Annotated in this window: 12 protein-coding genes and 1 pseudogene; 9 read left to right on the top strand and 4 right to left on the bottom strand. The window is 59.3% G+C overall.

Going from position 1 to position 11,465, the window contains the following annotated elements:
* Positions 1-314 (bottom strand): PAS domain S-box protein (locus FHT75_RS35380; RefSeq protein ID WP_210299168.1); only part of this gene is annotated, 314 nt, incomplete at its 3' end.
* A 282-nt stretch (positions 315-596) separates the two neighbouring features.
* Positions 597-1,496 (bottom strand): LysR family transcriptional regulator, encoded by a 900-nt coding sequence (locus FHT75_RS35385; protein ID WP_027686868.1) that lies wholly within the window; start codon positions 1,494-1,496, stop codon positions 597-599.
* Between the two features lie 120 nt (positions 1,497-1,616).
* Here FHT75_RS35385 and FHT75_RS35390 point away from each other — a divergent pair, with 120 nt between their 5' ends.
* The 6 genes from FHT75_RS35390 to FHT75_RS35415 all read left to right on the top strand — a co-directional run bounded on the left by FHT75_RS35390 (position 1,617) and on the right by FHT75_RS35415 (position 7,912).
* Positions 1,617-2,549: a VOC family protein gene (locus FHT75_RS35390; protein ID WP_183845805.1), complete on the top strand. Its 933-nt coding sequence runs from the start codon at positions 1,617-1,619 to the stop codon at positions 2,547-2,549.
* Positions 2,550-2,644: 95 nt separating this feature from the next.
* On the top strand, positions 2,645-3,334 hold the full coding sequence (locus tag FHT75_RS35395) for a hydrolase (protein ID WP_113543133.1): 690 nt from the start codon (positions 2,645-2,647) through the stop codon (positions 3,332-3,334).
* A gap of 67 nt (positions 3,335-3,401) precedes the next feature.
* Complete coding sequence (locus FHT75_RS35400) at positions 3,402-3,692, top strand: XapX domain-containing protein (RefSeq protein ID WP_112908192.1); 291 nt, start codon at positions 3,402-3,404, stop codon at positions 3,690-3,692.
* Positions 3,692-5,674 carry an amidohydrolase gene (locus FHT75_RS35405; protein ID WP_183845806.1) on the top strand — a complete coding sequence of 661 codons (1,983 nt, stop codon included), beginning with the start codon at positions 3,692-3,694 and terminating at the stop codon, positions 5,672-5,674. Before FHT75_RS35400 ends, FHT75_RS35405 begins: the two co-directional genes overlap by 1 nt.
* A 199-nt stretch (positions 5,675-5,873) precedes the next feature.
* Positions 5,874-6,317 (top strand): DoxX family protein, encoded by a 444-nt coding sequence (locus FHT75_RS35410; protein WP_183845807.1) that lies wholly within the window; start codon positions 5,874-5,876, stop codon positions 6,315-6,317.
* Positions 6,314-7,912: an MFS transporter gene (locus tag FHT75_RS35415; RefSeq protein ID WP_183845808.1), complete on the top strand. Its 1,599-nt coding sequence runs from the start codon at positions 6,314-6,316 to the stop codon at positions 7,910-7,912. The genes FHT75_RS35410 and FHT75_RS35415 overlap by 4 nt, the downstream gene beginning before the upstream one ends.
* A gap of 25 nt (positions 7,913-7,937) precedes the next feature.
* Here FHT75_RS35415 and FHT75_RS36195 read toward each other — a convergent pair whose 3' ends face one another.
* The gene (locus FHT75_RS36195) at positions 7,938-8,087 is read right to left on the bottom strand and encodes a hypothetical protein (RefSeq protein ID WP_245484498.1); all 150 of its coding nucleotides are present in this window, start codon (positions 8,085-8,087) and stop codon (positions 7,938-7,940) included.
* 37 nt (positions 8,088-8,124) lie between these two features.
* Between FHT75_RS36195 and FHT75_RS35420 the strand changes: the two genes are divergently transcribed.
* On the top strand, positions 8,125-8,961 hold the full coding sequence (locus FHT75_RS35420; RefSeq protein WP_246713045.1) for an alpha/beta fold hydrolase: 837 nt from the start codon (positions 8,125-8,127) through the stop codon (positions 8,959-8,961).
* 132 nt (positions 8,962-9,093) lie between these two features.
* On the opposite strand, the gene FHT75_RS35425 is transcribed toward FHT75_RS35420, so the two are convergent.
* On the bottom strand, positions 9,094-9,999 hold the full coding sequence (locus FHT75_RS35425) for a helix-turn-helix transcriptional regulator (protein ID WP_246713046.1): 906 nt from the start codon (positions 9,997-9,999) through the stop codon (positions 9,094-9,096).
* Positions 10,000-10,290: 291 nt separating this feature from the next.
* On the opposite strand from FHT75_RS35425, the gene FHT75_RS35430 reads away from it, so the two are divergent.
* Both FHT75_RS35430 and FHT75_RS36200 read left to right on the top strand, forming a co-directional pair.
* Positions 10,291-11,124, top strand: a complete 834-nt coding sequence (locus FHT75_RS35430; RefSeq protein WP_183845812.1) for a helix-turn-helix domain-containing protein — start codon at positions 10,291-10,293, stop codon at positions 11,122-11,124.
* A 218-nt stretch (positions 11,125-11,342) separates the two neighbouring features.
* Positions 11,343-11,465, top strand: a pseudogene (locus FHT75_RS36200) (alpha/beta hydrolase); the annotation flags it as partial.

The raw sequence follows: 11,465 nt of genomic DNA on the forward strand, positions 1-11,465 counted from the left end.
ACGCGCTCGCCGGCCTGAATGCGGGCGAGAATGGCAGGCTCCTCGTTCAGGCGATCGGGTGGAATGACGATCGTGATCGGGTTGCCGATAGCCTCTTCTGCCGTATAACCGAAAAGACGCTCAGCGCCCTTGTTCCAGGTGGTGATTATGCCGCTGAGGCTCTTGCTGACGATCGCATCGTCGGAGGATTCGACGATCGCCGCAAGAAAAGCTGCAGCATTATGTCCGTGCTGCGCAGCTTCTATGTCTGCCTCCAGCTGTCGTAAACGGAGCTGGGCCTGGTCCTCGTGCTGCTGGTTATCGGAAATCGACATTTACGCCCGTCAATCAATGCATTTTTCAACAAATCGAGACGGCCGAGGCCGCTAATGCACCGCCGACCATATTCGCTAAACACGACCAACAACAGTCAGAATGATATTATGGGTCGCAAATCCGTATGACGCCTTCCGAACGCGAGATCGCTGGCGAAAATGCCTTCGCCTTGAAAGGATTCGAACTTGCGGCCCCTTGGTGGACAATAGAGCCAGTTGAAAAGCCAAGCCCGTCGGGTGCAGCAATATCCCTTTCAAAAACCTTTTAAAAACAAACTCGGTTCATTCGATTACCGATATAAACGCCGGGATCTGTTGCTCGAAGAACTTCGAGAACGAGGCGATACGGGGCGGCAGCACCTGATACGGGGGGTAATACAGCGTCAACCATAAGTCTGGCGGCGCCCAGTCCCGCAGGACGTGGACGAGCCGACCGGTCCGCAGATGCTCGGCCACATGGAACTTGGGCAGCATGGCGACCCCGACGCCGTCGGCCGCCATCCTCGCCAACACCTCTCCGCTATTGGCGCTGAATGCCCGGCCCGCAGAAATCGTGGCGCTACCACTGCCGTCCGACAGCGTCCAGGTCTCCCGCTTGCTGTCACCGCTATAGGCCAGGCAATCGTCTGGAATGAGCTCGTTCGGATGCTTCATGTCGGAAAACCGGCTGCCTGGCGCTGCGACGAGGATACGGCGCACGACGCTGATCTTGCGCCAGATCGTGAACTTGTCCGAGGGTGCCGCGGAAATGCGGATTGCCAGATCATAGTCGTCATCGATGATGTCAACGAGTCCATCCGCAAGCGAGATCTCGAAGCTGATCTTCGGGTAGCGTTCCTTGAAGGCCGAGAGGATGGGCGGCAGGACCTGCTGGCCGAACCAGGTCGGCGCGCTGATTCGCAGGCGGCCATGATCCGCCTTGTGGGTATTCATCACGTCCTTGCGCGCGTTGTCCAACGCCTGCACCGCCGGCTGTATCTGGGCGGCGAAGATCGCGCCGTCGGTCGTCAGCGACACCTGGCGCGTGGTCCGCACGAAGAGTTGCACGCCCAGGTCTTCTTCCAGGGCCGCGATCGCCCGCGTGACGGCCGCCGGGGTCATGTCGAGCTCGCGTGCGACCTGCGCGAAGTTGCGTTTCTCGGCGGCCAGCAGAAAGGTTCGAAGCAGCTTGTAGTCGTTCATTGATTATTTCACCTGAGGCAATTCACTGACAATTATTATTGCAATTCCGACCGGTGATCAACGGGCGTAGGTTTTCAATCACACCAGACAAACCAACGCAGCCGCGGAAGGGCGAGCATTATGATCAAGGATATCAAGGGACTGCATCACATCACGTCGATGGCATCGGATGCCCGGCAGAACACCGCGTTCTTCACGGACACGCTTGGCCTGCGCCGCGTCAAGAAGACCGTGAATTTCGACGACCCCAACGTCTACCACCTCTATTACGGTGATGAGGCCGGCACCCCCGGCTCCGTCATGACCTACTTCCCTTTTCCCGACGTAATGCGCGGCCGCCCAGGCGTTGGCGAAGTCAGCGAAACACAGTTCGCAGTGCCTAGGGGCTCACTCTCCTTCTGGCAGGATCGCCTGTCGGCAAAAGGAGCCGTCAACCTGCTTACCGACACTGCCTTCGGCGCTGCCCGCCTCGTGTTCAAAGGGCCGGACGGCGAAGGGTTTGCCCTTGTCGAAACGGAAAATGATGGCCGCAAGGCCTGGACTGGTGCCGGCATCGACGAAAGCGTTGGCATCCGCGGCTTCACCGGTGCTAAGTTCCGCCTGCATGACACCGCTGCCACGTCCGAACTGCTTGGGTTCATGGGCTACCAGCGCGCCGAAACGGATGGTGCCGTCACCCGCTTCATCATCCCCGGCGGCAATGGTGCGGATACGATCGACCTCGAGGTCCTTCCGAAAACACCTTTCGCAAGGCAGGGCGCAGGTTCGGTGCACCACATCGCTTTCGCCGTCGAGAACCGCGCAAAGCAGCTCGAAGTCCGCAAGGCCCTGATGGACACGGGTTACCAGGTAACACCTGTCATCGACCGTGATTATTTCTGGGCCATCTACTTCCGGACACCCGGCGGCGTCCTGTTCGAAATCGCCACGAACGAACCCGGTTTCGACCGCGATGAAGATACGGCGCACCTCGGCGAGGTTTTGAAGCTGCCGGCACGGTACGAGCCTTATCGTGACCAGATCGAGGCCGGGCTGGCACCGCTCGCCGCCTGACGTCGCTTTCCAACAATACGGCGGCATAACTTTCAAGACGTGCCGCCTTCCCTGCCCCATTACCTACCTTCAACTCAGTCAAAGGAAGATACGAGATGTCCAGCAAGCTTCAGGTCCTCACCCCGCAGAATAGTCAGATCATCTTCATCGACCAGCAGCCGCAGATGGCTTTCGGCGTTCAGTCGATCGACCGCCAGGTCTTGAAGAACAATGTCGTCGGTCTTGCCAAGGCCGCCAGGATTTTCAACATCCCGACCACAATCACCACCGTCGAGACCGACAGCTTCTCGGGCAACACGTTTCCGGAACTGCTCGCCGTCGTTCCCGAAAACGACATCCTTGAGCGCACATCGATGAATTCATGGGACGACCAGAACGTCCGCGACGCACTTGCCAAGCAGGCTGCCGATGGCCGCAAGAAGATTGTCGTCGCCGGCCTCTGGACCGAGGTCTGCAACACCACCTTCGCGCTCTCCTGCATGAACGATACCGACTACGAAATCTACATGGTTGCGGATGCTTCCGGCGGCACCTCCGTCGATGCGCACAAATATGCGATGGACCGCATGGTGCAGGCTGGCGTCGTCCCGGTCACCTGGCAGCAGGTCCTGCTCGAATGGCAGCGCGACTGGGCCCGCAAGGAAACCTACGACGCGGTCACGTCGCTGGTGAAGGAGCATTCCGGCGCTTACGGCATGGGCATCGATTATGCTGTTACGCATGTCCACGGTGGTACCGAACGCGTCAAGCATGGCAAGCGGATCGGCCCGAACCCTGCCAAGTAAACCGTCAATCACTCCGGCCGGCTGCGTCCTGCCGGAGTGATTTTCTTTCACCACGCGAGGTTCCCCTATGAAACTCTATCTTCTTTCACTTGGTGCCGGCCTGCTGGTGGGCGTGATCTACAGCCTGCTCAATGTTCGCTCGCCTGCCCCGCCTGTCGTCGCGCTCATCGGGCTGCTCGGCATCCTTGTCGGCGAGCAGCTCGTGCCGCTGGCAAAGAGCATTTGGGCTCGCGAACCTGCCGCCGTCTCCTGGCTTCATCAGGTCAAGCCGCACATGTTCGGTCACCTTCCGAAGGGCGGGAAAAACGTGGTGGCGGTGAACCCACCCCATGTAGATTCAACATCGGGGAAAAGCTGATGACGACGCGCCGCACATTCCTGGGCGCAGCATCGAGCCTCGCCTTTTCAAACTTGTTTTCACCGGCCAATGCCGCCGATCCCAACAAGACCGGAGCCGCTTCCATGTACGCAGACATCGTTCTTCACAATGGATTGATCACGACGCTTGATCGCGCGAATCCGAACGCCACCGCAATCGCCGTCAAGGACGGCCTATTCATGGACGTGGGCACCGACCGTGACGTCATGGTGCTTGCCGGACCCGATACGAAGATCGTCGATCTCAAGGGCAAGCGTGTATTGCCTGGCCTGATCGACAACCACACGCACGTCGTGCGCGGTGGCCTGAACTTCAACATGGAGCTTCGCTGGGACGGCGTGCGGTCGCTCGCCGATGCGATGGACATGCTGAAACGACAGGTGGCGATCACGCCTGCTCCGCAATGGGTGCGTGTCGTCGGAGGCTTCAGCGAACACCAGTTCGCGGAAAAACGCCTGCCGACGATCGACGAGATCAATGCAATTGCACCGGATACGCCCGTCTTTCTGCTGCATCTCTATGACCGCGCACTGCTCAACGGTGCTGCCCTTCGTGCCGTCGGCTATGGCAGGGATACACCGAACCCTCCTGGCGGCGAGATCACCCGCGATGCCAACGGCAATCCGACCGGCCTTCTGCTCGCCAAGCCGAATGCGGGCATTCTCTATTCGACCCTGTCGAAGGGGCCGAAGCTTCCGTTCGAATACCAGGTCAATTCCACCCGCCACTTCATGAGGGAACTGAACCGGCTGGGCATCACCGGCGTTATCGATGCCGGCGGCGGTTTCCAGAATTACCCGGACGACTATGCGGTGATCCAGAAGCTCTCGGATGAGGACCAGCTTACAGTACGTCTGGCCTACAATCTCTTCACGCAGAAGCCGAAGGAAGAGAAGCAGGATTTCCTTAACTGGACGCAGTCGGTCAAATACAAGCAGGGCAACGATTATTTCCGTCACAACGGCGCCGGCGAGATGCTGGTGTTTTCCGCCGCGGACTTCGAAGATTTTCGCCAGCCCCGCCCGGACATGCCGCCGGAAATGGAAGGCGAACTGGAGGACGTCGTTCGAGTCCTGGCTGAAAACCGCTGGCCCTGGCGGCTTCACGCCACCTATGACGAAACGATCAGCCGCTCGCTCGATGTGTTCGAGAAGGTCAACAAGGACATCCCGCTCGAGGGCCTGAACTGGTTCTTCGACCATGCAGAGACGATTTCCGATCGCTCGATCGACCGTATCGCAGCGCTCGGTGGCGGCATCGCCACGCAGCATCGCATGGCCTATCAGGGCGAATATTTCGTCGAGCGATACGGCCACGGCGTTGCAGAAGCGACACCGCCGATCAGGCGCATGCTCGATAAGGGCATCAACGTCTCTGCCGGTACCGATGCGACGCGCGTCGCCTCCTATAACCCCTGGGTCTCGCTGTCCTGGATGGTGACCGGCAAGACCGTCGGCGGCATGCAGCTCTATCCCCGCGCCAATTGCCTCGACCGTGAAACGGCGCTGCGCATGTGGACCGAGAAGGTCACTTGGTTCTCTAACGAGGAAGGCAAGAAGGGCCGCATCGAGAAGGGCCAGTTCGCCGATCTCGTCGTGCCGGATAGGGACTTCTTCACCTGCCCAGAGGATGAGATCTCGTTTCTGTCCTCGCAGTTGACCATGGTCGGCGGCAAGATCGTCTTCGGTGCGGGCGACTTCAAGCCACTCGACGAGAACGACGTGCCTCCTGCGATGCCGGACTGGTCTCCCGTGCGCACGTTCGGCGGCTACGCGGCATGGGGCGAACCGCAGGGCGCAGGCATGAACTCCTTGCGCCGTACCGCAATCTCGACGTGTGGTTGCGCCAGTTCCTGCAATGTCCATGGTCACGACCACGCCGGCGCCTGGACATCGAAGCTGCCGATTGCCGATCTCAAGGGCTTCTTCGGCGCGCTTGGTTGTGCCTGCTGGGCCGTGTGACGCCGCGCGGTATCGCGCCCGAATTGAGTGGGCAGCGGCCTCCGCTGCCCAATTTGCTCTATCAGATCGTTTATTGCGATAATCGCAATTAAATCGAAATAATTGATGCAATTGTTGGCGGTAATCTTTCTGGCCAATATCGCTCCACCAGCGGCAAACAAAGCCGCTTGTTTTGATCGACAACACGACAGGAGCAGACATGATTGATCATTTTTCGTCCAGCCGTCACCGGGGCTCTCCTCTTGCGCGGATCATCACTGCACCAGCGACACGGTTCGTCGCGCTCCTCGCTCTCTGCGCGGCCTATATCCAGGGGCCGCTCACCAAGCTCTTCGATTTCCAGGGCGCAATCGCTGAAATGAACCATTTCGGTCTGTATCCGGCGGCATTCTTCGCGGTCGCCGTTATCACCTTCGAACTAGTGGCTTCGGCCATGGTGGTGTCGGGGATCCTTCGCTGGGCAGGTGCGTTAGCGCTCGCCGGGTTCACACTCTTTGCTTCCCTTATCGCCCTTCGTTTCTGGGAGCTGCCCCCGGGCATGGAGCGCATGATGGCAACCAATGCCTTCTTCGAACATCTCGGGCTCGCTGGCGCTTTCATCATTGTCGCGACAATTGATCTGAACAAGGGAGCTGGCAAATGAGCACTACCAAATCCTCCGGGAGCAGCTTTGCCCCCCTTGCCCAGCCCGCCTTTGCAGTTCTTTGGGCTGCAACCGTCCTCGGAAATACCGGCAGCTTTATGCGCGATGTCGCCAGTTCCTGGCTCATGACCGATCTATCGGCGTCGCCGGCGGCCGTCGCGCTGGTGCAGGCGGCCGGAACCCTGCCGATCTTCCTCCTGGCGATACCTGCAGGCGTGCTCACCGATATTCTCGATCGCCGCAAATTCCTGATCGCCGTGCAGATCTTGCTCGCGTCGGTCAGCGTAAGCCTCATGATCCTGGCAAATACCGGCATGCTTTCGGTCAGTGCGCTGATCGGCCTGACCTTCCTTGGCGGCATCGGCGCCGCTTTGATGGGGCCGACCTGGCAGGCGATCGTGCCCGAACTGGTGAAGAGAGAAGACGTCAAGAACGCCGTCGCGCTCAACTCGCTCGGCATCAATATCGCCCGGTCGATTGGGCCGGCTGCCGGCGGCCTGCTCCTTGCTGCCTTCGGCGCGGGCGTCACCTATGGCGCGGATGTTGCGAGCTATTTCGTCGTCATCGCGGCGCTCGTCTGGTGGCCGCGGGCAAAGAACGCGAATGATGCGTTGGCGGAAGGCTTCTTCGGCGCGTTCCGTGCAGGCCTGCGCTACACCCGCGCCAGCAAGCCCTTGCATGTCGTACTTTTGCGTGCGGCGATCTTCTTTGCCTTCGCCAGTGCCATCTGGGCACTCCTGCCGCTCGTCGCCCGAGAATTGCTCGGCGGTGACGCAGGCTTCTACGGCATCCTGCTTGGCGCCGTTGGCGCCGGCGCGATCGGCGGCGCATTGCTCATGCCTAAACTGCGCGAACGTTTTAATGCCGATGGCCTGCTGCTCGGTGCCGCTGTTATCACAGCACTCGTCATGGGCGCTTTGTCGCTCGCGCCGCCGAAGTGGGTCGCCATCATTGTTCTGCTCTTTCTCGGAGGCGCCTGGATCACCGCCCTGACCACGCTGAATGGCGCAGCGCAGGCCGTGCTCCCCAACTGGGTCCGCGGTCGCGGACTGGCGGTCTATCTCACCGTCTTCAATGGTGCGATGACGGCAGGTAGCCTTGGCTGGGGTGCCGTTGGTGAAGCTGCTGGGGTGCCGGGAGCGCTGCTGATCGGCGCGGTGGGACTGCTCGTTGCAGGCTTCGTCATGCATCGTTTAAAGCTGCCGGCCGGCGACGCGGATATGGTGCCGTCCAATCACTGGCCAGAACCCTTGGTCGCCGAGCCTGTCGCCCACGACCGCGGACCTGTTCTGATCCTCATCGAATACCATGTCGAAAAACATCATCGCACAGCCTTCCTGCATGCGCTGGATGAGATGTCCCACGAGCGACGCCGGGACGGCGCCTACGGATGGGGGGTGACGGAAGACTCCGCCGATCCGCAAAAGATCGTCGAATGGTTCATGGTCGAATCCTGGGCAGAGCATCTTCGCCAGCACAAGCGGGTTTCAAATGCCGATGCTGACCTACAGGGCCAGGTCCTCGCCTATCACTCAGGAACGGACAAGCCGGTCGTCCGGCATTTCCTCACAATCAACCAGCCGGGGGCCGCCTAGCAACGCGGGAGAGCGGCATCCCCCACTACCCTCGAATCATAGCCATCAAAGGATCACGGTACGCGACAATGACCGAGAATTTCCCTTCCATCACCCGCCGCAGCGCATTGCTTTCCGGCGCTGCCACCGCAGCCGCCATGGCACTCCCCACATCTTTCGGGTTTGCTGCCAACATTTCTTCCACCCCCACCTCAATCAAAGGAGACAATAGAATGGGCTACATCACCACCAAGGACGGCGTCGAAATCTTCTACAAGGATTGGGGTCCGAAGGATGCCCAGCCGATCGTCTTTCACCATGGCTGGCCGCTCTCGTCGGACGATTGGGACGCACAGATGTTGTTCTTTCTGTTGAAGGGTTACCGCGTTGTCGCCCACGACCGTCGTGGTCACGGTCGTTCGGCACAGGTTTCCGACGGACACGATATGGACCACTACGCTGCCGACGCCTTTGCTGTCGTCGAAGCGCTTGATCTGAAGAATGCCGTTCATATCGGCCATTCGACCGGCGGCGGAGAAGTTGCCCGCTACGTTGCAAAATATGGCGAGCCCGCTGGTCGCGTTGCCAAGGCCGTTCTGGTTTCCGCCGTCCCGCCGCTGATGCTCAAGACCGAGACAAATCCGGGCGGCTTGCCAATGGAAGTGTTCGATGGCATCCGCCAGGGCGTAGCTGAGAACCGCGCGCAGCTCTTCGTCGATTTTCCCACTGGTCCGTTCTATGGTTTCAACCGCCCTGACGCCAAGGTCTATCCGGGCGTTATCCAGAATTGGTGGCGGCAGGGCATGATGGGCAGTGCCAAGGCCCATTACGACGGGATCAAGGCCTTCTCCGAGACGGATCAGACGGAAGACCTGAAGGCAATCACTGTTCCGACGCTCGTCATGCACGGCGACGACGACCAGGTCGTGCCGATCGACAACGCCGGCAAGCTTTCCGTCAAGCTGGTGCAGAACGGCACCCTGAAGGTCTATCAGGGTTATCCGCATGGCATGCTGACAACCCATGCCGATGTCCTGAACGCCGACCTCTTGGCATTTGTCCAGGCTTAATTGGACCGTCCGGGTGAGGCCGTTTCGGCCGCACCCGGATCCGGCCACACAAGCTCGACCAATATGGCCATCGCCGTGAGTTTTCTGTTCTGAAGCTTAGCTCAAGAGCAGTGCTGCGCGATTGTGTATCCGTCAGTGTCGGTTGCGCAAGCGCCAAGCCGCAGGAGGCACTCCCTCGGCCCTCGTGAAGGTTGCGACGAATTCATTTTCGTCCGGAAAGCCGCACTCTGCAGCGATCCGGGCAATCGTTTCACCGGTTCTGCTCAGCCGCGACTGGGCTCTGCTCATTCGATATGACGCAATCCATTCCGAAACGGACTGCCCGGTCGTGCGCAAAAATCCGGAACAGAGCGCATCGACTGAAAACCCGCACGCTTCGGCGATCTTATCCACCGGCGTGCCGCCAGACAGGTTCGCGGCGATGTACGCCTTGATACGCTTTTCCTGAAGCGGAGACAGTTGACCGGTGCCCGAAAGGTGCTGGATGGGAGACCGTCCGTAACGATGCGCAAGATGGGCGCTGAGCGCTAATCCGATATGAGGAAGCAGTGTGTCCCTGACCTCGTCCGGCATGTCGAACATCGGCATCAGCGCACCGCCTATGTTGCGGACCACCTGATCGTCAATCCCGCGGCAGGTTGTAAGGTCATCGATACGCGGCTCGCCGGCTTCCTCGGCGAGCTCGATAAACAGCGCGCTTGGGATATGAAATGCGAGCGCTTCGAAGCGGCCACGAACCGAAATTGCCGCGCCGTTCCTCAGACTGATGAGACACATGGAACCTCTGGAATAGGTCTTCAGAGGCGTCCGTGCCCCGTCCGGCAGGATGTCACAATGATCGACGTCGACGAGATAGAGCACGACCAGAAAAGCATCATCGGCCGGCAGTAAGACTGTATGTTCGCTGTTGTCATAGGAGTGCTCGAGATGGACGACAGTAAGCGTTTCTTCGTAAAGAGGCCTGATCGCCAGCGCCCTTGCGGCATTGATCCCAAAACACGCCGCAATTTTCTCACTGACCGTCAACGCTTCACTCATATGTGTCTCGATCATCCTGACTGGGGACTATATAGCCCTACCGACGAGATGCCGCGCTTGATATTTTCCTACACGGGTTTCGACTGTCCATCTTGAATAAAAGGATCCTCGCGGGGCAGATTTTGCAAATTATTATGAGGTAGACATGGTTTAGAAAGCTGCCAAGGCTGGCAGGTCCGGTGTTCGCGTGTTTAAAAATGAAAGAAGTGCGTCTTGGTCCAAGTTCTCCCCCTCCGCCACCCATCTTCCACTGGAAACTCGACTGACGGGTTCGGGTGCTCGTTGAAGCAGTTGTCGGTCAACCAAAGCCTACCTGGTTCAGACATCGATATCTTTCGGAAGGCGACAGACAACACGAATCTCGATCAGGTCATGACGCCGGCGAGCGACCGAGGTTTCGTGGTCGGGGTTTCCTCGCTCGGTGGCCACACGCGGCGCATCTTCCACGAACATCATGCGACTTCCCACGAATTTGCCGACAACTCGATCTATATTCGCGATCTCTCGAACGCCTACAGGGCGGATCTCCGCGGTCCTTTCGATTTCGTGTTGTTCGAAATTTCGCCGGCGTCCCTCGCCAAAATCGCCGATGATGCTGAAATGCCCAGCGTGACGTCGCTATCGGCTGAAACTGCATCAAAAGATATCGTACTTGCCAATCTCGCTCGGGCGCTGATTCCGGCACTGGAAAAGCCAGACGAGGCGAACGCGCTGTTCGTCGACCAGATGGCGACTGCCATCGGCACCTACCTCGTGCAGCGCTACGGAGGCCGGCCCGCGAAAGCCTGCAACAGGACGGGTAGCCTTTCGCGTGCGCATGAGGATCTGGCAAAAAGCCTGTTTCTCGAAAATCTCGACGGCAACGTGTCGATTTCAGAGGTTGCCCAGGTCTGCAACCTGTCGCGCGGCTATTTCATTCGTGCCTTTCGCGAGACGACTGGCATGACGCCCTATCAATGGGTCCTACGGGAGCGAATAGACCGGGCCCGCAACCTCCTGCGGAACTTGGACACTCCACTCGCCGAAGTGGCCATCGCCTGCGGCTTCGCGGACCAAAGCCATTTCACGCGCGTCTTTGCAGCTATGGTCGGCACCACGCCTGGCAATTGGCGGCGTAACGCCTGATCCAGACCAGCCCTCTTGGAAGATTCGTCGAACCGGAAGCACTTGAAGCGAAGTGAACCAACCATAGGTGGATTCAGACTATCGTTATCGGGCCCAGGGATTAATCACTTTCAACCCGGCAGCCTCGAACGGGCTTGTACCTCCCAGAGACTCGCGACGTCTGATGGCTACATTGCAGCTACAGCAGCAGCGAACGGCCTCGCGGTCGCAACTCGCGAGCGATGAAGTTTCCCGAGCGGGTGACGACAATCATTTCCCAAAATGGCAATGCCTACGAGGAGGGGTTGAGCGACGTCTGGAATCCGATCAGGCGATACTGGTCCGATCCCACGACCGCCAAC

Origin of the sequence: Rhizobium sp. BK112, assembly GCF_014193215.1 — a bacterium.
GTDB classification, from domain to species: domain Bacteria; phylum Pseudomonadota; class Alphaproteobacteria; order Rhizobiales; family Rhizobiaceae; genus Rhizobium; species Rhizobium anhuiense.